Origin of the sequence: Aequorivita marisscotiae, assembly GCF_029814825.1 — a bacterium.
In the GTDB taxonomy this organism is placed as follows: Bacteria; Bacteroidota; Bacteroidia; order Flavobacteriales; family Flavobacteriaceae; genus Aequorivita; species Aequorivita marisscotiae.
This window is the reverse complement of record NZ_CP122379.1, coordinates 2,915,967-2,940,078: the sequence shown is the minus strand read 5'-3', so window position 1 is coordinate 2,940,078 and position 24,112 is coordinate 2,915,967. Positions and strand designations below refer to the sequence as shown.

General features: G+C 36.9%; 20 protein-coding genes. All 20 read right to left on the bottom strand.

Annotated features, from left to right (window positions below):
* Positions 1-12 precede the first annotated feature (12 nt).
* Positions 13-351, bottom strand: a complete 339-nt coding sequence (locus tag QCQ61_RS13165) for a P-II family nitrogen regulator (RefSeq protein WP_279448110.1) — start codon at positions 349-351, stop codon at positions 13-15.
* Between the two features lie 107 nt (positions 352-458).
* Positions 459-1,715, bottom strand: a complete 1,257-nt coding sequence (locus tag QCQ61_RS13160) for an efflux RND transporter periplasmic adaptor subunit (protein WP_279448109.1) — start codon at positions 1,713-1,715, stop codon at positions 459-461.
* 16 nt (positions 1,716-1,731) lie between these two features.
* Positions 1,732-6,147 (bottom strand): CusA/CzcA family heavy metal efflux RND transporter, encoded by a 4,416-nt coding sequence (locus QCQ61_RS13155; protein WP_279448108.1) that lies wholly within the window; start codon positions 6,145-6,147, stop codon positions 1,732-1,734.
* A 732-nt stretch (positions 6,148-6,879) separates the two neighbouring features.
* Positions 6,880-7,437 carry a hypothetical protein gene (locus QCQ61_RS13150; protein WP_279448107.1) on the bottom strand — a complete coding sequence of 186 codons (558 nt, stop codon included), beginning with the start codon at positions 7,435-7,437 and terminating at the stop codon, positions 6,880-6,882.
* Positions 7,421-7,741: an STAS-like domain-containing protein gene (locus QCQ61_RS13145; RefSeq protein ID WP_279448106.1), complete on the bottom strand. Its 321-nt coding sequence runs from the start codon at positions 7,739-7,741 to the stop codon at positions 7,421-7,423. Before QCQ61_RS13145 ends, QCQ61_RS13150 begins: the two co-directional genes overlap by 17 nt.
* Before the next feature lie 5 nt (positions 7,742-7,746).
* Positions 7,747-8,769: a hypothetical protein gene (locus QCQ61_RS13140; protein ID WP_279448105.1), complete on the bottom strand. Its 1,023-nt coding sequence runs from the start codon at positions 8,767-8,769 to the stop codon at positions 7,747-7,749.
* A 168-nt stretch (positions 8,770-8,937) separates the two neighbouring features.
* Positions 8,938-11,019 carry a Piwi domain-containing protein gene (locus QCQ61_RS13135; protein WP_279448104.1) on the bottom strand — a complete coding sequence of 694 codons (2,082 nt, stop codon included), beginning with the start codon at positions 11,017-11,019 and terminating at the stop codon, positions 8,938-8,940.
* 58 nt (positions 11,020-11,077) lie between these two features.
* Entirely contained in the window at positions 11,078-11,401 is a 324-nt protein-coding gene (locus tag QCQ61_RS13130) for a hypothetical protein (RefSeq protein WP_269353716.1), read from the bottom strand.
* 12 nt (positions 11,402-11,413) lie between these two features.
* A complete protein-coding gene (locus QCQ61_RS13125; protein ID WP_279448103.1) occupies positions 11,414-13,111 on the bottom strand; it encodes a hypothetical protein in 1,698 nt (565 codons plus the stop codon).
* Positions 13,095-14,771, bottom strand: coding sequence for an McrB family protein (locus QCQ61_RS13120; protein ID WP_279448102.1), 1,677 nt, complete (start codon positions 14,769-14,771; stop codon positions 13,095-13,097). The genes QCQ61_RS13125 and QCQ61_RS13120 overlap by 17 nt, the downstream gene beginning before the upstream one ends.
* Complete coding sequence (gene dcm / locus QCQ61_RS13115) at positions 14,768-16,024, bottom strand: DNA (cytosine-5-)-methyltransferase (protein WP_279448101.1); 1,257 nt, start codon at positions 16,022-16,024, stop codon at positions 14,768-14,770. The genes QCQ61_RS13120 and dcm overlap by 4 nt, the downstream gene beginning before the upstream one ends.
* Positions 16,014-16,340, bottom strand: coding sequence for a helix-turn-helix domain-containing protein (locus QCQ61_RS13110; protein WP_279448100.1), 327 nt, complete (start codon positions 16,338-16,340; stop codon positions 16,014-16,016). The genes dcm and QCQ61_RS13110 overlap by 11 nt, the downstream gene beginning before the upstream one ends.
* Positions 16,341-16,464: 124 nt before the next feature.
* Positions 16,465-18,279, bottom strand: coding sequence for a DUF3987 domain-containing protein (locus QCQ61_RS13105; protein ID WP_279448099.1), 1,815 nt, complete (start codon positions 18,277-18,279; stop codon positions 16,465-16,467).
* A gap of 3 nt (positions 18,280-18,282) precedes the next feature.
* On the bottom strand, positions 18,283-19,203 hold the full coding sequence (locus tag QCQ61_RS13100) for a BT4734/BF3469 family protein (protein WP_279448098.1): 921 nt from the start codon (positions 19,201-19,203) through the stop codon (positions 18,283-18,285).
* On the bottom strand, positions 19,190-19,486 hold the full coding sequence (locus QCQ61_RS13095) for a helix-turn-helix domain-containing protein (protein WP_269353724.1): 297 nt from the start codon (positions 19,484-19,486) through the stop codon (positions 19,190-19,192). The genes QCQ61_RS13100 and QCQ61_RS13095 overlap by 14 nt, the downstream gene beginning before the upstream one ends.
* Positions 19,483-19,782, bottom strand: coding sequence for a helix-turn-helix domain-containing protein (locus QCQ61_RS13090; protein ID WP_269353725.1), 300 nt, complete (start codon positions 19,780-19,782; stop codon positions 19,483-19,485). The genes QCQ61_RS13095 and QCQ61_RS13090 overlap by 4 nt, the downstream gene beginning before the upstream one ends.
* A 158-nt stretch (positions 19,783-19,940) precedes the next feature.
* Entirely contained in the window at positions 19,941-20,894 is a 954-nt protein-coding gene (locus tag QCQ61_RS13085; protein WP_279448097.1) for a DUF6617 family protein, read from the bottom strand.
* Positions 20,894-21,988 carry a site-specific integrase gene (locus QCQ61_RS13080; RefSeq protein ID WP_279448096.1) on the bottom strand — a complete coding sequence of 365 codons (1,095 nt, stop codon included), beginning with the start codon at positions 21,986-21,988 and terminating at the stop codon, positions 20,894-20,896. Before QCQ61_RS13080 ends, QCQ61_RS13085 begins: the two co-directional genes overlap by 1 nt.
* Entirely contained in the window at positions 21,988-22,338 is a 351-nt protein-coding gene (locus tag QCQ61_RS13075) for a helix-turn-helix domain-containing protein (RefSeq protein WP_279448095.1), read from the bottom strand. The genes QCQ61_RS13080 and QCQ61_RS13075 overlap by 1 nt, the downstream gene beginning before the upstream one ends.
* Positions 22,339-22,580: 242 nt before the next feature.
* Positions 22,581-23,975: a tRNA uridine-5-carboxymethylaminomethyl(34) synthesis GTPase MnmE gene (gene mnmE, locus QCQ61_RS13070; RefSeq protein ID WP_279448094.1), complete on the bottom strand. Its 1,395-nt coding sequence runs from the start codon at positions 23,973-23,975 to the stop codon at positions 22,581-22,583.
* Positions 23,976-24,112 lie beyond the last annotated feature (137 nt).

Genomic DNA, 24,112 nt, shown 5'->3' with positions numbered 1-24,112 from the left:
TTAGAAAGAGAATTACAGGTCGTAACGTTTTAAGGAATCTCCTGTTTTAATGTGAAACGCATCTTCTATATTAGCTATATAAATTATACCATCTCCAGGCCCGTCGGTTTTGGCGTTGGCTATAATTGTTTCAATGGCCGCTTGGGCTTCCTCATTTTGACAGACCAATTCCAATTTGACCACTGGACTATCTGTTACGTGAAAATCCAGCGACGGTCTTGCGCCTTTTGCCTTGAACGCGCCCGTGCCTTCTGCTTGTGACAGGGTCATACTTTTAAAACCACTATCAGCAAGAGCTTCAATTACCCTTTGGATCCGGTTCGGTTTTATAAATGCTTTTATTTCCTTCATTTTTTTAAATTTTTAATCGATTTTGAACCGAGCCTGTTTTTTAATTTTTAACTAACTTATTAAGACGATAAACAAACCCGGAATCAAAATCTTTGATGGTGATTGAATTAATGTGCGTGTTCCAGTTCGCCTTTAACCATTTCCGAAGACAGGTTATAAGCTCCACTTATGACAACTTTGGCATCCTTTGAAACTTCGGCAGGAAGATTGACTTCAACAAAGCCTAAATCAGTAATACCAACCGTTACGGGTATCATTTTGAATTTCATTTTGCCCGCTTCCATTTCTTCGTCTTCATCCAAAATGAAAATGAAGGATTGCTCGCCTTCTTTTATGATAGCAGCTTCAGGAATAGCGAAACCTTTTTTCTCGCCCTGCACTATGCGCCCTTCCACATACATACCTGGCAAAAGATTTTTATCCTTGTTTTCTATATCAGCAAGAACTTCTATGGCTTTTGGGTCTGTCTCAAAAGTTTTACCTATAGACCGAACGGTTGCTTTAAGCAGTTCATCTGGGCGAGAGGCCGTGGAAAAATATATCTGTTGCCCTTTCTCTATTTGGTATATGTCCTTTTCATATACTTTAAAATTGACGTAAATTTTTGAGTTATCGCTTATTGAGAACATTTTGGATTGTGCGCCCACATAATCGCCCAAACTTATATTTACTTCTGCCACGTATCCACTTATTGGCGTGGTAATGGGAACAGCGGAATATATTTGACCTTCCGCCACTTTGTCGGGATTAATGCCCAACAGTTTCAATTGGGCCCTCAAACCATTGACGCTGGATGTTGTGGAACGAAATTTTGATTGAGCCATTTGAAATTCCTTTCCCGAAGAAACGCCTTTGTCATAAAGCGTCTGCTTGCGTTCAAAATCCTGTTTCAAAAAGACCAGTTCGTCATTTTTTTCCTGATAGTCCTGTTGCATTGCAATGATATCCGGGTGTTCTATATATGCCAGCACTTGACCTTTGCTTACGTTATCTCCGGGTATTACTTTTATGGCACTCACATTTCCACCAACAAACGGGCTTATGTTCGCCTTGTCCTGTGGGAAAAGCTCCAGCGTTCCCGTTACCTTAATGTTGTTCCCTAAATTGCGTTCCTCCAAAGGTTTCATTTCCAAACCTATGGTTTCGGCCTGTTGCTTTGTAAGTTCCACAACGCCTTCTTCCTCGCTGTGACCTTCTTCTTCTCCTTCATTGTGGCCTTCATCGCCGTGTGCATCTTCCCCAGCTTCATTGGTTTTTGATACGCCTTCGGCTTCGTTATGCCCAAGTTCAGATTTTGGGGCATCATTACAACTCATAAACATAAGTGTAAATAATACGGTACTTACTAATAATATATTCTTCATTTTTCTTTTTTTAAGATTATAAATTGCCCAATTGATATTGTATCTCAATGGATTGTTGGTTAAACTGGTTTATGTATTGCAAATGGTTTTGTTTTATCCTGATGGCACTGTTGAGAATTGTGATATAATTGACATAATCTATTTCGCCTTCCTTGGATGCCAATTGCGCTGTGGTAATTTGCTGTTCTGCCAACAATAGTGCGCCTTCTTCGTAATATTGCAAAATCTTCTTTGTTTTTTCAAGGGATTTGGTCAATTGCGACACGCGACTTTCTGTAACCGCCTTTTGCTCCAAATATTGATTCTCTGCTACCATTGCGTCTGCCTTTGCTGCTTTTACCCTTGACTTCTGCGGAAAAAACCATAGCGGAATGCTAATACCCGCCTGATAGGTGTTGAAGCCTGAAACATCATCTACAACCTGCCTGCCATACGATAAACTAAATTTAGGTAGAAATTGGGATTTTTCGACACCCACGTTTGCCTTGCTTACTTCGGCATTTTGCAAGGCATATTGCAACATTGGATTATTTGCCACTGAAGTTGAATCTAATGTAGCCATAAAATCCAATGGCTCGTAAACGCCATCAACCGTCTCGATGTTTTCATCGGTTCCCAAATATTGCTTTAAGGCACGTTTGGCGATTTCAATATCATCGAAAGCTTGTTGTTTTAATACTTGTATCTGCTGAAATTCGGAAGAGGCTGCAATAAACTCCAACTTGCCTGTTTCTCCTGTGTCATACCTAAGTTGGGCAGCGTTCTTAAAATTGGCATAAGTACTGTCCAATTGGTCAGCAAAACGCAACTGTGCCTTGTAATAATTAATTTGGTCATACGCCTGCATCACATTACGCACCAACTGTTGTTCACTTGCCACAAAAAACTTTTCTCCCAAGGCAATACGTTCTTTGTAAAATTTCGATTTTGAAAACCCGGAAAGCAAATCAATATTTCCCTGTTGCACACCAACGGTTGTTTGTATTCCGGGTAGGTTATTGCCATATTCTTCCTTGCCAGTGAATACTTCCGTACTACCAAGGTCAAAACTGGTGCCTTTCATCGCCTTTTCCCGTTCAATAAATGCCTGGCTTTCCTTGAGCGTAGGATAATTCTGTTTTGCCATAGCAATGGCCTCATCAATGGTCAAGGTCTTTGGAATTGTACCATCTTGACTATTGTCTTGGGCAAATGAAGTACCAGAAGCCATCAAACCTCCAACCATCAATAATACCGTTATAATGTTTGTTGACCTGTTGACATAGCTTATATCCCCCTTTGTATTGTTTCGTTCCTTTCTCGATTCCAGCCAATAGTAAAGAATAGGAATAACCACCAAGGTCAAAAATGTTGCCGTAAGCATTCCTCCAATGACTACTGTTGCCAATGGTCGCTGTACTTCTGCACCACCAGAGGTGGAAACCGCCATTGGGATAAAGCCCATAATTGTGGTAATGGCAGTCAATAAAATGGGACGTAAACGTTCGTGCGTAGCTTCGTATATACGTTTTTTTAAATCTGTCATTCCACTTTCTTTTAGTTCATTGAATTTGTTTATGAGTATCAGACCGTTTAAAACCGCTACTCCAAAGAGTACGATAAACCCGACCCCTGCCGAAATACTGAAAGGCATTCCACGGATCAACAAAATGAAAACCCCGCCTATTGCCGCCAAAGGCACTGCCATATAAATCATCAAAGCCTGTGAAAATGAATTTAAAGCGAAATAAAGCAGGATAAATATTGTTAGTAGAACGATGGGCACTACTATCATCAATCGGTCTGATGCACGTTGCAGGTTTTCAAATGATCCTCCATAAGTGACGTAATAACCTGGTGGCAATTCCACTTCCGTTTCCAGTTTTTGCTGAATTTCCTCGACCATCGATTTTACATCGCGTCCACGAACATTTACACCCACAGATATACGACGCATAGTGTTGTCTCTTGAAATTTGCATTGGCCCGGATTTATAACTGATATCCGCAACTTCCTTTAGAGGCACTTGAGCACCGTTCGGCAGGTCTATGTAAAGATTTTTTAAACTATTGATGTCTTGTCTAAAGTCCTCTGCCAACCTGATGACCACATCAAAACGCTTTTCGCCTTCAAAAATCACACCTGCCCTTTCGCCTGCAAAGGCGGCACTTACATAATCATTCAATTTATCCACGGTTACACCGTATTGCGCCATTTTTGCGCGGTTATACACTACTGTCATTTGTGGCAAACCGCTTGTAGCCTCTACGTTAAGGTCTGCTGCACCCGGCACTTCACGTATTACCGCTGCGATTTCCTGTACCTTATCTGCCAACACATCCAAATCTTCTCCGTACAATTTGATTGCCACGTCCTCACGGACTCCAGTTAGCAACTCATTAAAACGAAGTTCTACAGGTTGGGTAAACACGAAATTTACGCCGGGAACTACTGAAATTTTTTCCTGTATTTTTTCTATCAGTTCTTCTTTACTATCTGCGGAAGTCCATTTACTCTTATCTTTTTCAAGAATAATATAACTATCGGCAATATCCATAGGCATCGGGTCTGTCGGTATTTCGGCCACACCAATCCTAGAAACTACTGTTTTTACTTCCGGAAACTCATTGATTAACTTCTGAAGTTTCTCTGAAGCCTCAATAGATTCTGTAAGACTGCTCCCCGGTTTTATCAATGCTTGAAATGCAATATCGCCTTCATCAAATTTAGGGACAAATTCTGCTCCCATATTGCTGAAAATAAATCCTGAAATCAAAAGCAAGGAAACCGCGCCTATAACCACACCTGCCCGAAAGCGAAGTGCAAAATTTAATATAGGCAGATAGATACGATTCAGAACATCCATAATTTTATCACTGAACCTATCAATCTTGTTTTCAAACTTGGCGAACCAACTATTTTGATTTTTAGCAGGTTTTAAAAATAATGATGACATCATTGGCACGTAGGTAAGACAAAGGATAATCGCTCCTAAAACGGCAAAACCAAATGTAAATGCCATTGGCCGGAACATTTTCCCTTCCACACCGGTCAAAAAAAGAATCGGTGTAAAAACTATAAGAACAATTAGTTGACCGAAGAAGGCAGAATTCATCATTTTACTTGAAGAATCATAGGCGATTTCATCCATTTCAGCTTGGTTGATGGCGGTTGTGGATTTTTTCATCCGTTGATGAATGTGGAAAACCGCTCCTTCCACGATAATCACCGCTCCATCTACAATAATTCCAAAATCGATCGCACCCAAGGACATTAAATTTGCCCAAATGCCAAATTGTTTCATCAAAATAAATGCAAATAATAGACATAAAGGGATTATCGAAGCTGCTATCAAGCCACCACGGAAGCTTCCCAAAAGTAAGACCAAAACAAATATGACGATTAGGGCTCCTTCTATTAGATTGTTTTTAACGGTACTTGTGGTTGCCTCAATAAGTTCACTTCGGCTTAAAAAAGCATCAATATAAACACCTTCCGGCAGGGATTTTTGAATTTCTACAATACGCTTTTCCACATTTTCAATCACGTCGCCTGGGCTTTCGCCTTTCAGCATTAAAATTTGTCCACCTACGGATTCGTGACCGTCTTGGGTAAATGCACCATAACGCACTTGGTTTCCGTAGCCCACTTTTTCGGCAACGTCCCTTACCAAGACAGGGCTTCCATTTTGAGTGGTCACAACCGTGTTTTCCAAATCGGCGATACTTCGAGCCAGCCCTTCGCCACGGATAAAATTGGCTTGGTGGTTTTTTTCAATGTAAGCACCACCGGTATTAGCATTGTTCACTTTAAGAGCTTCAAAAACCTGATTCATTGTAATGCCAAAACTTTTTAGTTTATCAGGATTTATGGCAACTTCATATTGTTTTACATAACCTCCAAAAGCATTGACCTCGACTACGCCTGGCACTAAAGCCATTTGGCGTTTTACAATCCAATCTTGGATGGTACGAAGCTCCATTGCGTCATATTTGTCTTCATAGCCTTCTGTCACTTTTAAGGTATATTGAAAAATTTCGCCCAGACCTGTTGTTATGGGTGCCATAAAAGGTGTGCCAAAACCTTCGGGGATTTCTCCGGCAACTTCGGTTAATTTCTCCTGTACCAATTGCCGTGGCAGATAAGTGCCTGCCTCGTCCTTAAAAACAATGGTAACCACGGACAGCCCAAAACGGGATACTGAACGCAGCTCGATGACGTCAGGAAGATTGGCCATTGCCAATTCTACGGGATAGGTAACAAATTGTTCTATATCTTCTGTCCCCAAGTTTGGGGCCACGGTTATTACCTGTACTTGGTTGTTTGTTATATCGGGTACAGAACCCAAGTTTATAGTGGCCATAGACCAAATGCCCGTACCAACAAGTGCCACTATAAATAAGCCAATAATAAATTTATTATTAATGGAAAATGAAATGATTTTGTTAATCATAGAAAATGTATTAATTCAGTTTAAAACTTACGATGCGAATAGATGCAACGCTTTTATAAAGCAATGCCTATCTTGAGAAGCATCACGTTAGGATATAGCTATCCTTAAAAAAACTGAATTATACTCGCGGGGGTTGGAAGAGAGATTCCAGATATCTGGAATATAAGTTAACTGTATATAAATTGAACGGCTCTTTATCTTCAAACTTTAGTCGATTGATTAGGGCCGAATTGTTGTTCGTAATAAATAACACTAAAGGATGACAACATTGATGATGGGAATGAACTGGTGTATTCTCCTTATCTGGGTTATTATGATGCCCTTCATTTTTTGCATCATTGTCAATGTAATCTTCAACTACATATTCAAGGAAAGAGTCGCCATACATTTTATGGTCTTGATAATGGGTAATGATGTTTGAAATTTCTTTTATTGGTCCACAAAAGTCCATATCAAGGCTAATTCCCTGAAAAAGGAATAGTGTTGACATTGATATGGAAAAGAGTAATTTCATAAAGTGCTACAAATATACAAATTAATCGATGCACAGGCTGTGCGATTATGATGATTCACAGGAGTTGAAACATCAAGTGTAGGACTGAATGAGGTGGAGAGCAACGGAACCGATTGAAGGAGTACTCTTGCTGCGCGTTGATGGAAGTGGGTGATTGTAGAGAGTGAGGCACGAACGAGCGAAAAGAACCGACTGGAAGCAAGTGGCTGTGCGGTGGCTTAAAGGATATCGTTTATTTCTTTCAGAGAATTAACTATATCTTGATGAATTAAATTTGACTGGTCTTTAATAACAGTTTTGTGATTTGAAAGTTTAATAACGTTATTGGAAATTGGCAAATCACTTGTAATTAAAGTGTCAAATGCTTCCATACTTTTTTCTAATTTATTAATACAAGTAGCATTCAAATTAAATGTGGTAAATACTATTTTTAGGTTGTTAAGTTCTTTGTATAAACTCTTGAAAGATTTTGTTACAATTTTAAGTTGAATAGTGTTTTGATCATTCAATTGATTATCAAATATTGAAAAACCATTCCAAATATTATCCATTTTGCTTTGAACAATAGAGTGAAGACTTTGATTTTTGTTATACTTCTTTTGAATGGAAATGGCTATATATAAACCAATTAATGCTATAATTAGACTTAATAAAGTCTCAACTACATTTACTTCTGTATTAATATTAAAGTAGGAATATTGAAGAGCAAAATAAGTTATTAGACAACCACCAAGAAAGAATATCAGGTTGATAAAAATATTACTTCCTTTTTTCATAAATGGATTCTTTTACTTTATCAATGTATTTTGGAACTTCGTTTGAAATTAGAATTAAATTATTCCATACAGTTTCTGGATTAAATTTATTACCTAACCGACTAAATGCTTCATTTAAAAATGAACTTGCATAGCCATTGGTACCATCCAGATTTATTTGTAGTTTTTCATTTTTATTTACTGCTTCTTCATATTTCGGCAACAATAATTTATCAAAAAACTGTTGTCCAGAAAATTCCCCATCCTCATAAGTTCTTGCTCCAGGAGTATCAGTAAAATCCTCGTATATATTTATTTCTACCATTTTTTTTAATTCTTAATTTCAAAACACTCTTTTGTACAACTTTGGTCAACTTTCCAATAATAATATGTGCCTGAGAAGGAGTTCTTAAGTTTGTGCCTAATTTTTCTATCAAAATCTATATAAACATTATTAGAGATGACAACAAGATTATTCAAATGACCATCATCATAGTTCTCATAAATTGTAGGGAGTCCTTTGCCTCTCCACGATAAACCAGTACGAGAGGCAATACCATTCGTAAATGCTGTTTCTACTATATCAAGATTGTCATTAAATAAATTTAAGAAATTTTTCAAAATTCCTTCAGTAAATGTTCTTATTATTCCTTTCCCATTGTCTACAAAAGAAAACTTAACCAAATTGTCAATTTCGGAATGACTTAATGCAAAATGCCATCTAATTTGATTCTCATTTTTGAAAGCGTGGTCACAAGCATTTCTCATCATTTCAAATACACAGCTATAAATGGAAGGGCTTCTACCTTTTTGCCCCCAAACAGTCTCCATTGATTTAATAATTTCTTCAGCTAATTCCGATTGAGGGGTTTGATTATCGCCCGTATTTAAAATTGTATTTTTAGTTGTACTGTTACTTTCATCAATTTTTCCTTTTACAAATTTAAAGAACCCCGATTTCTCTAAAATCCCTCGTGGTATTGGTTGTTTTGGTTTAGTGCCTGTAAATATGATTCCTTCCCTAACAAGCTCTTCCATAACCGATAATAACATTGATATTGCGCCTTCGCCAATATCAATAATATCATCCATTATAATATTCATATGTCTGCCGCTTCTGCCAATACCTTTGATTTTATTAATATAGCTAATAACTTCTTCACAATGTTCATATTGAAGTTTAAAGACTATAGGAGTAGGAACGTCTATAAAACTAAGTGTATGATTACGAGGAATTAAACCAGAAGTTGATTGACGTAATGAACGAGGATTGCCATTTCGTTTTTTATTTTTCATTTGGCGTCTACTGCGCATTTGTAGATACCTTTTATATTTTGGTTTAAGTTTTTTCATTGAATATTAATAAACAAGCTACAGAACCCAAAGGTTATCTTGTCCAAATTCAGGTATTTAGTTACCGTCAAAGTGTGGGAGTATTTCTGCAACTATTTCAAGATATTTTATTGTTATTGGCAAGTTTTTTTGGCCGACAGATTTCGATTGTATTTTATGTTTTTAGGCTTATAAAAACCATAGTTTATCTTTTGATTCATCTTCGATACCGGTTTGGAAGCGTGGGACTAACTGTGCAACCATTGCGGGATATTTTATAGTGATGGGTACGTTTTGGGGTTTTAAAGACTTCCAATATAATCTACTGAATTGGAATGCCTGCGTCAGTAATTCTGTAATGACGTTGTCGTCTTCGAAAGCATCTGGGGTAGGACTGCTCAAACCAATCTTTATAGGGAAAGGATAACCGTCTGAAGGATAAAATTTTTCTTCTTCAAAGCGGCCATTATTAAACAACAGGAAATTTCGTTCTCCTAAACGGATGAAGGTGCCGGAATATGGCATCAAACTATCAGAATCAATGTCATAGGCTATAATGTCTTTGGTTTCTGTCTTATTGATGTTTAAAATATAAATTGGCTTATTCTCAAGTTTAAGTTTGCTCATAACCCGTAGAATGGGTTCTAATTCCTCCTTGCTCATTTCTTTATAGAAATGAATGACAATTTTATCGGCTTCGGATTGGTTAAAAAAAGTACGTATAGCTTTGGATATACTGCCTGCTAATTGTTCTGTCTGGTCTTTGGAAAAACAATCGAACTTGTTGAAGATGCCGTTATTTTGGAAGCTAAATGCACTTGCAACATATCTATGCTTATGGTCTAAATTGGTAAAGGCTCCAACACCAATAATCAACTCCTTTTTATCGGTGACGGCCAGTTTCCAAGGTTTTCCTCCCAGTTTGGCGTGTATGGCTAAGGATATATTGTTTAAGTGCCATTGATAGTCCGAAATGTTGCGCTGTAAATCCTCAAAATCTATAACCTGGGTCATAATGTTCTCGTCCAAGAACAATTCTTTTATACGATAATAAATATTCTTTAATTGTGGGTTGGATTCAAATCGGGTGTAGGGGCTAATATAAAATGCCAGATAAGCTACTGATTTATCCCATTGTAATTCATAAAGTCTTTGTTCTATTTGGGGAAGAGGGTTTTCTTTATTCGTGAATTCTATAAAATTATCTGGTTCAGAATTGACAGGAATATCTATAAACTCTTTCAATCCCTTATATGAATAACCAGTTCCTTTTTTTAAATAATCCCATAATTTTTTGATAAGAGGCTTATGTTCTGCGTGATAGATAAAGAAAAACTTGATATTTTGGTTAGGAGGTCGGGAATAGGGGCGATAATTCTTTAATTCGAGTTTTGGAGAGATTCCGGTTTGTTTATTGCCAAAATTGTCTTTGCCATATTCTAATAAAGCTTTCTCTTTTGGGATATGGCCAATCCGATTTATTGGGGCATCAATAAATTCCTCACTCCTCAAATCGCATATTTGTTTGAAGGCTTCGGTAAATAAGTATTCCTTGGTGAACTTTTGGATTTTTTCCAGATAGGCAGTGTATCGGTTTTTTATTTTTTTAATCTGAAAGGGTATACCCAATTCTTTTTGCAAGTTTCCATTAAGAACTGGGTAAATTTCATTTAGGATGAGACTGTTAAAGAAAGTTTCTTTTTCAGGAGTGTCTCGGTTCATCTGAAAATTTATAATTTGATTTCTATAAACCGCTGTTTTAACGAGTTGCGAACTTTCAATTTCTTGTACCGATTTTTTTAAAACTTTTGATGTGCCATCAAAGGAGATTATTAATTCCGGATAGTCTGAGATTTCTGCAATCTGTACTTTTATGGAGAATTTATCATAGCAATGATAGTCCTTGTGATATTCTTGATTTAGTACCCAAACTTGCCTGTCTTTGATGATACGGTTCTTCCGATTAATAATATTTAGATTATCAAAATATTTCCTGATTTGGGCATTCAGGTATTGTTTATACAAACTTAAATTGGCATTATTGAAGTCAATTTTAAGGGGTTTAAAACCATCTTTAGGGTTTGTAAATGTGGTGTAAATTTCGGTTACTCCTTCCAATTCTATCTTGCTGAACACCTCAGAAATACTTTTTGGAAACTTCTTATAATATATCGTGTCGTCTCCTTCCGATTTCTGGAGCGATACGTAAAAGGTCAATAGCCGGCGGGGCCAATTGAAGTTTAGGGCGTTAAATTTGATGTGTTCTTGCATTGGTTGGTGGTTTTGGTTGTTCTACATAGGATTTCTATATATGCGTTAGAGCATTATGTTATTTAAATGGTTCGGTAAGTAGTAGCCCTTTTTCAACTACATTATTGATATCGTTACTATTTTTAGCACTTGCATTATGCGATAGTAATATTCTGAGGTGTTCTTCGGTTTTATGGTTTAACCTTTGTTTGAAAAAAATGTCAATGGCTTGTTCTATTCTATTTTTTAAAATATCCAATTCTTTTTGAGCATTCCCATCTTGTTCCGCACGGGTGAGTGAGTAATATTCTCCTTTGGAAGGTCTCTTTATACGCCTGTCCAACTTGTAGGCTCTATTTAGAAAATTTTCTACTTGCATTGCTTTTTGTTCTTCGGTGGCCATATCTGAAGTAATTTAATTTTTTATAGGAAGAGTTTCAATAAGTTCAAAATGTACCGCATTCTCTTTAATAAAACCTTCTAAGATTACATCTTCTGCGTGTTTTGCAATAATCAATTTACCATCAATGGTTGTGATACATTTACCGTTGAGTGTTTTAAAGTTGTCTTTTATGTAATCATCCTTTTGCTTGCCGTCAATGTTGGACTGATAGAACGTGAATTGACTTAATTCAGGGTCATTGAAGTAGTCTATAAATCCACTTCTAAAAATATTTTTCACTTCCAGTTGGAACTTTTTCAAATTGGCTGGATTGTAAGCCGTGTATGCTTTTAGAACAAAAAGGAAGTTGATAGAATATTGATGTACAAACAGGGTATCGCGGTCGAAAAGTCTATGTTGCCAATGGTATGAGCACCGCGGTTTATCTGATTTAGGTTCAATTTGATGATTAGTAAAATCGTCTTTGGCCGTTATATGACCATAGATAAAAAAATTAGGAGTAATATTATAACCTTCCGTCAAGTCATCGCGATAAACTATTTGGTCATTATAAAACCTATTTTCTTTATTCCATAAATCTATGTTGTACTGAATGATATTCTTTGCGTAGGTAATCTGTTTGTATTTGGATAGACTACCTGCTTCATTATTTGGCTTGTAATATTTAGAATCACCTATGTAAAAGATATTGCTGCGGTCAATAATGGATTGGTCTTCATAAATATGGTCTATGAGCTTCCCATCCTGATTCTTCTTTAGGTGCTGTATGGATTCATCGTTTGCTACTGTATCAGTAAACAATTTGTCAATCATATCTTCAAATATGATGTTGTAGTTATTCACGCAGAGATATTCTTCTTTGTCTTTTTTACTACTCGCCTTACTGTTATTGGAAAAATAAAGTTCGCATAGCTGATACATTCTTCTGAGCGTATCATTGAAATACCGATATTTAATTTTACGCAACTTGGTCAATCCATATTCATCTAAGCAGAGTTGGTCAAATTTGTAACCAGTTATAAGTTTATAAGACTTATCAATCTTTAGATTAAGCTGATGTGCGTTATTGAGTTTGTTGAGAATTGAGAAGTAGTAGGTAATCAGTTCTTCTTCTAAATTGCGCACCTTCTTTTTATTGCGAATACCTAAATAAACTGGCGTACCAGATGCAGTCATCAATGGTAATGCCTTACGCACCGTTCTTTCCCATTTTGGCTTCGTTATCTTATTGGTTACCTGCTCAATGTGATGCTGTAAGATGAAGTTTTTGTTCCTTTTATAGAAATTTGTAAAGGCTAAAACAATGTCGAGATATGAATAGTTATTGCTGCCAATATTTGTGTTTAGTTCAAAAGTTTTAGATGGATTGAGCAGACTGTTCTTTTCCCATCTGCGGTTGTATTCAATAAGACTATTGTAAAAATATATAGATAGTTCGCGCAACCATTGTAGGTCCCGGTCGTGTTTGACGGAAGTATCCTTAAGCGTATCGTATAACTCCTGTGTATTTAAACCAAATATGGTAGTCGTACCATCTTTCATAAAAACCTTTGGTAACATAAATACCAATTCGTTATTTTTATAAGAGTGGTAGTATCCAACCGATTTGATTACTCCTTTGTTTCCAGTCTGTTTATAGAATTTGAAGTCGTCAAAGAGGGCTTCCAGCTGCTTAACCGGATATTCTTGTTCCTCAATTAATAACTTCATCTTGTTGTTCTTCTTGACCGTTTTGTGGGTGTTCTTCTATTTCTACATCAATGCGCTTAAGTAATGCTATAAGTTTGTTTAAGCCATTAGATTTTATAGGGAAATAACTTTCATAAGCTTCATTTTCGGCAAATACATCATTTTTTTCATCTTTAAATACATCATTCCAGAGGTAGAACAGGACTTTATTTACAAAGGCTTCCAAAGTGATTACACCATCTGCGTTGGGCTTAATGAAATAATTGCCGATACATTTGTCCATACCAAGTGTTGGCTGGTTTTGAATATGTTCCGTATTTATTTTTGAAATAAAATCATTCCAGCTAAAACTTCTATTGTCATCAAGCTGTACGGAATAGGAAAAGGATGGATTCGGTTTATCTTCTTCTGTCGTCTCGCCATAGCAAATAGGTATATACTCCCAATCCCACCGTCTTTTAAATGCACTGTCCATAGGGAATAGTGATTGGTCTGACGTGTTCATCGTGGCATATATGTATAAATTTTTTGGCAATTTTAGTCCGTCTTTAAGTCCCTCGTGTCCTGCTCCCAATTCTTCTTCTAAATGCTTTTGAAACTCCTCAGATGGTGTAACCGTATAATTAGCATCACGGTCTAAAAGTTGAAATATATCTCCAAAAATTTCCGCACAGTTGCCGCGATTAATTTCTTCAATTGCCAAATAATACTTATTCTCAGGATTAGCATCTTTCCACGCTCTAACATATATATTAGCGAAAGCTTGTGGGACGAACTTATACTGAATATCAAAACTTTCATCCTCCTTCTTTACGGAAACAGGCTTGTAGCCACCGACAAAAGAAGCGTAGTCAAAATCCGGATGGAAGGTAATGCGCTCCTTTTGCTCTTGCGGGACACTTTTAAGTATTTGTTCAAGCTTATAGGATTTTCCTGTGCCAGGGGCACCGTAGAAGATTTTGTTATTCATATTTTTTGATAGGTTAAAGTTCTGAATATCAATTTTAGGATAGTATTGGTCTAAGTCAAACTTTGTAAGTAATAGTAATTCCTGAATAGACATTGCAGAATATAAAGGTTGAATGAATGGTCCTCTTGACAATTCGCCAGGATGACTTTTGACCAAGAAAGAATTACTGTCAAAACTTATAGTAGCAGCATCTGTGGATAATCCAAAATGTTGTTTATAAACTTTTAAAAATGTTTTTGCCGAATATTCAGGTGTGTTAACGTCTATGACTAAACTGCCTGGGTTGTAATAGAATAATTCATCAAAAACCTTTTGCGGTAGGCGAAGGCTGTTTTTTAATTTTAGAACGAGTTCCTTACCATCAGGGGTACTTTCAAAATTTTCATTCTTAAATAGAAATACAGCGAGGTCAAGTAAGTTAATCTGTTTTTCATTATTTAATTCAAATAGCTTATCAACCCAATTTTGAGATAATCGAAAATACCAATAGTCAAGATTGGGGTATTCTTTAATTTTCTCACCCAAATAGAATTGCTCCTGAAGATAACTTGCTAAAATATTAATTGGAACCCTATAAGTTTGATTAGGCTGAATAATGCCACTCACATCTGAATTGATAAAAACGGAGAGTAGTCCAATTATCTGATTATTAATGTGCCCGTCCAAGTTTTTATAGCTTTGCAGGACGGTTTCAAGACTTAGTTTGCTCATAGATATTTTTTCATTTCTTGGATTATAGCTTGAACTACTGGAACTGATACACTATTGCCTAACTGCCTATAAGCCTGATTATCGGAAACAGGAAAATCATATTCATCGGGAAAACCCTGTAAACGTTTTGATTCCAGTATAGATAATTTCCTGCCCAAATCCCAAAGTTTAGGTACACGATTGGCAATAATTGTAGGTGAATATGAATTTAACGTACAATAAAAGGCTTCTTGTATTTGAGTTTTTGACCTGTCTCCTACGTGAAATCTTAATGAACCGTCAGCTTTTTGAAATGAATAGACACCGTGTTTACCTTTTTTAGTATTAGGTTCATATTTGGAATTATCGTGTTTTACGCGCTCTACACCGTTTCCCACGTTTTTAAAATGAAAATCAATTCTTTCCATTTCAAATTGAGATAATGCTAATAAAGGGCTTTTTTCGCTGAAATCAATTATTTCTTTCAGAGCAGGTTTATTCGCTTTACCAACTGGAAATTCAAATATTATCGGATTTATTGAACCAACACAATACCATCTTTCCCTCATCTGTGGTAACCCAAAGTCATAGCTTTTTAAAATTTCCCATTTAATATGATACCCTATATTCTCAAGGGATTCGAGTATTATTTGCAAGGTTTTTCCTTTATTCTGTGACATTATACCTTTTACGTTTTCAAGTAGAAACATCTTAGGCCTTTTTTCCTCAAGAATTCTAAGAACATCGAAAAACAATGTTCCTCTTGTCTTATCTTTGAAGCCTTCATTTCGTCCAGAATAACTAAAAGGTTGACACGGAAATCCTGCAAATAAAATATCGTGGTCTGGAATTTCACTTGCGCTTATCTTAGTTATATCACCAAATGGAATCTCACCAAAATTCTTTTCATAAGTGAGCATTGCATATTTATCCCATTCAGAGCTAAAAACACATTTTCCATTATTCTCCTGAGCACCTATTCTAAATCCACCAATGCCAGCAAATAGGTCAATAAATGTAAAATCAGGATTTTCTGGACCTGGAAAAGGTATATCCCATTTTATAGGCAAATAAGGAATACTTGAAGGTTCAAATGCGGATAAAATATCTAAATCATATTCTTCTAAATAATTCAATGCATTAGCTCTAAAAATATCTTCATTAGAATTCTGAAGAAAATGGGTAAAATTTGCTAATTCTGTAGAATCAGAATTAAGTCTTTCTAAATTAAATCTTTTTCTTATGGTAGAATATTTAAGCATTTTATATTTCAAGTTTAGTCTGTTCAGCCGTTTTAACTTTTATGTATTTAATCTTTTCCTCTGCAAGTCTTAGTGTACTTTCATTGCAAGAGTTTTCTATCAATTCGTTAGCAATTTTCTCTGCAAAAAATTCGGTTTTTAAAATTTCTAAATCGAGATTAAAAACCTGAGCCACTATTGGTAGATATCCAGCATCTAAAATTCTCTTACCATTCTCAATTTTACTAAGTGCTCCTGAATCCATTCCCAATTTCGCACCCATTTGAGTAAGAGTAAATCCTTCGGATTTACGTAATTCTCGCAAATATTCTCCAATTCCTTTTTTCATTTTGAATTTTTTTTCTTGAAAATAAAATCTTGCTCAAAATAACAATTATTTTTTTACAGAATAAAATATGCAAGGAGATATTTTTGAAAACAGGATATTAAGGAAGTAGAGGATATTGAGGATGCTATTTCTTAACATCCTCAATATCCTCATTTTCCTCATTAAGGAGATTTAAATAGTTGTCCTGTTGTTCGCGATGAATGAGATTTGCCTTTATAAAACTCGTAATATAACCTTCAGCTGTTTTCGCTGGAATTTTCAATTCTTTGGCAACTTCTAAATATATCTGCCGGTTGAAGTGTTTTGGTAGATTGTGGAGAAATTTTTCCTTTCTGTTTTTGCGGGAGGGTTTTTGTTCTTCTTCTGGTAATTCACTGAATACTTTACTTGAGTGAACTACCAAAACTTTAATAATTTCAAGCGAAGCTTGAAAATCCCTTTCTTCGCAAACTAATTTGTTTGAAATATCTCCTGTCTCCAGTATCCGCAAAGCGGAAAACAACATACAGAACCTATAAGCGATTAACCCTAATCTGCGAATAGTGGCCATATAATCCAATCCTTGTAGCGTGATGTATTTGCCTTGTATTTTACTAAAAAATGAATTGAATTGTTCTTGCTGGTCAACCGTAAGATTGAATTGAAATTCTCCATTGCTTTTGAGTAATTTATAGAGTTCGTAGAACTCATTCCCTAAGGTTTCAAAGTAATCATCGAGACCGTTGTCGGTGGTGCTCGCAAATACATTTTTCCAAACAGGATTTATATTCATATAGTAAAAAATGAAACGGCTGAATAAGCCGTTTTCAGCATTGGGTATCAATGCCGAAACTTGTTTTGGGGTTCCCGAAAGCACCGTAGAAAGGCAAGGATTTTCAATGTCCACAAATTCGCGGTCGGTTCTGCGGTAATAGGAAATAGTTTCGTGATGGAAGGCTTTTCTGAAACCATCGCTGTAATTGCCGTAATCGCTTTTAAAGGCGTGCGCTAAGGTGTCTCCTTCGGTTTCAAAAATCAGTCCTTTGCCATCGCTGTCTCCCAAAAGCTGGTAGGCTCCTGTAGAACTATTATTTGCTGGAATGAATAGCATTTTTTCAGGTGGTTTGGAGGGTTTTTCGACACCTTCTTCCTTGCCTTTTTTGGCATTATACTCTGCTAAATCCAACTCGTAGTGCTGTTTGTGCAATTTGGCTTCTTCGCGTAATTCTTTGTGAATGGGATTTACCAATTGGCGGCAATGCACCATACGGCCCTTACCTGCTGAAGCTTGGGCTGTAACAAAAAGAAAGAGATTGGAGAATACTTTTTTACCGTCATAAATGCTATAGACTTTTGGTAAACAAGCACTGATTGCGACCAGGGAACCTAACAGCAAAATATCCCTTTCTTCATCAGAAGTTGCGATAGCAACGACCTGTTGTAGAAATTGAGGAAGTTCAGGATATAGAGATTTTGGGAACGTTGGCATTTTTTCCCGTGTTCGTTCTTCTGAATGAGAATTTTGTTGTTGTTCATTTATCCGATGCTTGCGATTAGCAAGCGAGGAAGCACTGGTGTGTGAAGATTGCGTCGCAATCGAAACTCCCGCTTGTTTGGCAAGAAAGAAGAAACTTTTGAGGGATACGCCTTGACCTTTGGACTTTAGGCAATTGTCAAATTGCTTGTCGCATTCTTTTGAATTGTAGCCGGAATAGTATTGGCTGACCCTGTGGAACAGGTTTCTTCCAGTTTCTCCAAATTCATCCGCGAAGGCGAAGCCTATGTTAATCCAGTCGTTATAATTTGGGGCAATATCAATTTGATTTGCCTCTATGTTCTGGATGATTTTTTCAACATCTGAATTATTGTCTGTAACTGGTTGTGGTTTCTGTTCTGTAAGTTGCTGTTGTTGGGTTGGGTTTTCCATCCAATCCAACGGATTAAACGTTTTTTTCTGCATAACTTATAAATATTTTGGATTGATAAAAACATTAGGGTCGTGTGGTAAAAAACAGGCTCTTGAAATGTCTTTGCCCGATACGTCCACTTCCAAGCTGTATGAATGCTGGATGTAGTTGGCGGCCGCTTTAAAGAAATCTTGGTGTTTGACTTTGGTTAATTCAATAGGGATAACCCACTTTAGGCCATCACCGGAAGGTGATGTAAAAAGAAGTTCGGTTTCAAAGTATTCATCTTTGAGCAAAGCTTCCCTTAAATTGGAAATATCTTTGAGGTGGTCAAAGTCAATAGTTAAAAGTCCCGAATGCTTTTTAAGGTCCTTATCGTTTCGTTTTGAGAACAATCCGGAAAAGGTTACATAATCGAAATGAAACGCCTTATACTTTCGGGCTTTTTTCACGTCTTGAATTTTGCGAAGTGTACTTGTACACGAAGCAAAATCATCTCCTTTGATGAGGTGGAACACCTCAACCAAAGAGGCTTGCCGATTTGGGATTATATTGGTTACAGGTTTTTGAAAATAGCTGAACACGGGCGAAGCCTGTGTTGCGATTTCGGGAAACTCGACCGCGGGTTGGAATTCTTCTTGATTGTAAAAACTGTTCTTTTGACCAATACGTAGATGCAGTGCTTCATTCAATTTTATCAATAAATCCTGTTCTTCTAATGTTTTAAAGTGATACGATGCAAACTCAAAAATATCTCCTTTAAAATCAGTTAGTTCTGTGTCATAGTGTTGGGCAACATTATCAACAATGTTTATTTGTAATGTGTCCTTTCCTCCATTAAATGGGTTTCGGGTTATCCCGCAGTCCCTTCCCTTTAGGGAAAGGACTGATTCAGGATAATACTGCCGTAGGATGTAGGCATAAACTTTTAACCCATAATGCGTTTTGTTTAGAATTGCTTCTTTACTTATTTCCATCGCATTTGAAATTTGGGTTATAATAATGGTCTTGCAAAAGCTTCTCAATGTCGGATACCTTGTAATAAAATTTACCGCGTATCCGGCTAAAGGGAATAGTACCATTCGTCCGGAGCGTTTGCAGGGTTCGCTGACTTATGTGTAGCATTTGCATTACATCTTGATTGTCAATCCACGTATCTTTTAGGCGTTCTACTCTCGTTGCCCTGGTAATATCGATACGTGTTTTTAGGTCCTTAATCTCTTGGGAGAGTGCCAAGAGCAAATCGATTATCTCTGTCATAGCTTTACCCTCCCTTTTTTGATTAGATAATTAGCTGCTTGTTTATCGATTTCATCTTGTGTGGTATTGCGGTTACGCAATAACCACTCTTCCAATTCGGCACGGTTGAAATACAATTTTTTACCGTTGGGTTTGTAATGAGGAATACTGCCGGCACTCGTAAGTTTATACAGATGCGATTGGGATAATTCCAAGTACTTACAAGCTTCATTGAAGTTGAGTACATTCTTCAGAATGATGTTCTGGTCTAATACGTGTTTCTCGATTATTTCGAGTCTTTTTAAAATTTCGTCCATTGCTATTATATTTTGGAATAGATAAATGGACAATTGGCCAATTGTCATTCTTGGGTTTCAAGAACAGGACAAAGGTTTAAAAAGAGTAGGACGATTTTAGTAAGGGTGTAAGCTAAGGGTAAGGTAACAGTAAGATTTCTTACTATTCTTACTGTTTTTTATTGCAGTTGTTGGATTATTTTATCAATCTCTTCCTTTTCTTTCGTGTTATGAACTTTGTTTTTGTAGAGATTATTCGCTTTTAACGGTACACCAGTTAGGGTAATGAACTTGTTGGAGCGCTCAATTGAGGCGGGTTTAAGATTGGTGAAAAAAGGATTCAGCTGAGAAACAATGTAGCTGAATTGAGTAGTTTCACATTCAAGATAAATTTTATAATCCAACTGATTGTAATCTGATGATATTAAAAGTTGATATAGCTGTTCAACATTTGTTTCAATTTTCAGCAAATCAATTTTCAGCTGTAATTGTTGGAGAACTTTGAGTAAAATGGAAGTGTCTGTTTTTGTGAAATTAAAGGAGGTCTTTGTATTTCTAATCGTCTTGGAGCTACCTTTTTCTACAGTTAAAACACTTTTCTTTTCCTTTTTACAAATACTGTCAGTTCCAAAATCAGGGTCATTGAAATATTTTTCGGCTAATTCTGGAATAGTGTAAGCGGGATTGGTTGAATATTGACCGTATTGCTCCTGCAGTTCGGCATATAATCGGAGCGCGGAAATTTTTAGGTAGTGGATAATATAATTATCATCGGTTCTTAAATCATCATCAATCTGTCTGTTTTCAATATAATAGGCGATGTCTTGTAAGTATTTTGTGAATTTGTTTTCGAAGATACCGTAAGCGAATTTATTTTCTTCCATAATGGCATTAGAAGGAAATTCCTCAAGAAATGACTGTATTATTTTTTCTGTTTCATTACGGATTACTTGCTGATAATATTCCTTTTTACTGTTCAAAGGACGCTTGAACTTTATTTCAAAAGCAGCATTGGAAGCCAAAGACACTTTATCTATATGAGTTAAAAGCAAGGTGTACTCGTGCTCTGTTTTATTGTCTCTATGAATTCCTCTCGTTATAGACACCAGGGATGAAAAAATATTACCACTCATTATAAGTCAAGTTGAATTTTGTTAGCTGCTTCTTTCTTCTTTTCATCAATAACCTTGGCGTAAATCTGTGTGGTTCTTAATTCTCTATGGCCAAGAAGTTTTGATACGGTATAAATGTCGGTACCTGCCGAAAGTTGTAAAGTAGCGTATGTATGCCGAGCGCAATGAAAGGTAATGGTTTTGGAAATGCCGGCTTTCATCATCCACTGCTGTAATTTTAGATTATGCCACGCTGAATATTTTAACCCTTTGAATACTCTTTCATCCTTATCTTGACGTTCTCCAAGCAAGCCGAAGGCTTGGGCGGAGATAGGAAGCGTTTCTGCTCCTTTAGTTTTCTTTTGTCTGAAACGTATGTAATAACCCATTTCATTGGAGTGTTGAACTTCTGACCAAAGTAGTTTATTTATGTCTGACCAGCGTAATCCAGTTAAGCAAGAAAATATGAAAGCTGTTTTCATTTGTGGAATTTCACATTCCGCTTTAACCGCAGCTTGAAGTTCTTCAAGGGTTAGGAATTCGCGCTGAGGTTCGCCTTGCTTAAAACCATCAATTCCTTCTGCCGGATTGGTGGGAATGATGCCGTCTTTAACAGCTTGTTTCAATGCCGCTCTAAGTTTATTGAAATATGAGTATTTGGAGTTTTGGGAAAGACTTTGGTTGCCTTTCGTTTTTACTTCCTTATCCAGGAACTCTTTAAAGCCTTGGACAAACTCTCTGTTTACTTCCGAAAAAGTAGTATCCCAAGGAATGTAGGATTTTAAGTGCTTTAGCATACTGTCCCAATTGCCGTAATTGCCGGTGCTGTCTTTTCTTTTTTCAGTCAGTAGCTCAATGTAATTGGTGAAGCTGGCTTTTAGTTTTTCGTTGTCCCTGAAACCATATACACCGTTTTGGATTTCGATTTGTCGCTGGGCCCGAATGGTTTCTGCTAACTGCAAGGTCTTCTTGTTGACTTCTTTCGCTTCTTTGGTTTTGGCCGCGGGGTCAAGGTAGAGTTTAAGGTATTCGGCTTTGCGTTTACCTTTGTGGTAATAATCCAAGTATAAACTGGTTTTACCACCTTGATTGCGTTTTCTTAGTGTTACCTTCATTATTGAAAAAGTTTATCGATTTCGGTTCTCTGGATAATGGTACGTCTCCCAATTTTTCCGGCTTTTATGTTTCCGCTCTTAATCTGACGATATATCGTCATTCGGCTTGTACCTAATAATTTGCAGGTTTCATCTATACTTAAGAAGTCCTTGTCCTTTAATTGCTCTTGATTGAATTCCATTCGTTGAACACTTACTGGAGCCACTTGCTGGATTTTCTCATCTCGCTTGCGTTTTTTGTAATTTCTCGAGGCGCATTTGTGACTACAGAATTTGGTTACAGTAGTTCGGGCGATAAATGAATTTCCGCAATCTTGACAAATTTTACGTATTTCGATGTTGCTGCTCATTGTATAATCTTTTTAGGCTTGTTTCTGTCACTGGAGGTATCTGGAAATATCAGTATGTATCTGTATGTAACATCATTTCGCCACGGTCTAAAAAATCTGTTGTTAGCAACAGATTTGTTGCTATTAGCAACAAATTAGAAACAAATATAAGCAATAAAAAGGAAAATTAGCAACAAATAAAGGAAAGAAAAACGCTCTAAGAGTAAGAAAAAGAAGGGTTTAGGGTAGCAAGGGAAATGTAATTACTTTCCGATGCAGAAATTGGCAAATATATTTCCCAGTAGCTCGTCATTGCTGATTTCACCGGTAATTTCACCAAAATAATATAAGGCTTGCCTAATGTCAATAGCCAACAAATCGCCGCTTAAACCGCTGTTAATTCCTTCCTGTACCTTGTTTATTTCCTCCAATGCTTTTAACATGGCATCGTAATGCCTACTGTTGGTAACTATAGTTTCGTTATTGCGAAGCGCGCCAGTATTTACAAATTCAAGCAATTTATCCTGTAGCTCTTTCACGCCCATAGCTTTTTTGGCCGATAATAAATGAAGACTACCAATCGCTGCCTGTAGCTTTTCAATTTCTTCTTCTGAAAGCTTATCAACCTTATTGGCTACAATAATTAAGTTTTTTAACGGGTATCTGTTTCGGATTTTTTCTATTTCAGATTGAACATCTTTATAAGCTATCCCTTGAGAGGAGGGCGACGCATCAAAAAGATAAATAACTACTTGTGCGGCCTCAATCTTTTCAAAGGTTTTCTTAATGCCCAAACCTTCAATAACATCGGCCGTATCGCGAATTCCTGCCGTATCTATAAATCGAAAACCTATGCCGTCTATGGTAATTTCGTCTTCTATCGTATCGCGGGTCGTACCTGCAATGTCACTTACTATGGCACGCTCTTCGTTTAACAATACGTTTAGTAAAGTAGATTTTCCAACGTTGGGCTCGCCGACAATAGCTACGGGAATACCATTCTTTAATACATTGCCTGTTGCAAACGAATCCAACAATCGCTTTAATACCAAACTTATCCTCGTAATAAGTTTCTGAAACTCCTCCCGATTTGCGAATTCAACATCTTCTTCCGCAAAATCCAGCTCCAACTCTATAAGCGAAGCAAAGTTCAATAGCTCCTCGCGTAGTTTTTTTATTTCTGAAGAAAAGCCCCCACGCATCTGTTGTATCGCCAATTGGTGGCTGGCAGCACTATCGCTGGCTATTAAATCTGCCACAGCTTCCGCCTGACTCAAATCCATTTTGCCGTGCAGAAATGCGCGAAGCGTAAATTCCCCCGCCTGTGCCATTCGGCAACCTTTGCGCAGGCATAATTGAATGATTTCCTGTTGGATGTAATTACTGCCGTGACAAGATATTTCAACCACATCCTCGCCCGTATAACTATTCGGGTTTTTAAAAATGGTGGCCAGCACCTGGTCTATAACACGTTCCCCGTCTATTATATTTCCAAGGTGAACGGTATGGGTGTTTTGTTTTGAAATATCCTTGCCTGAAACCGATTTAAATAGTGAGGCGGCAATAGGTAATGCCTCGGGGCCCGAAAGCCGTATTACCGCTATTGCTCCTACGCCCGCAGGTGTTGCCATTGCAACTATGGTATCTGTGTGTGTCATGGATTGCAAAGGTAACATTACTTTCCACAAGTTTTATAAGTTTAAGATAGCCACAATAAAAAAAGGAGTTGTAAGAATACCACCCCTTTTACCTTGTTTGCATATACTATTCTATCCATAAGCCTTTCAATTCCTTT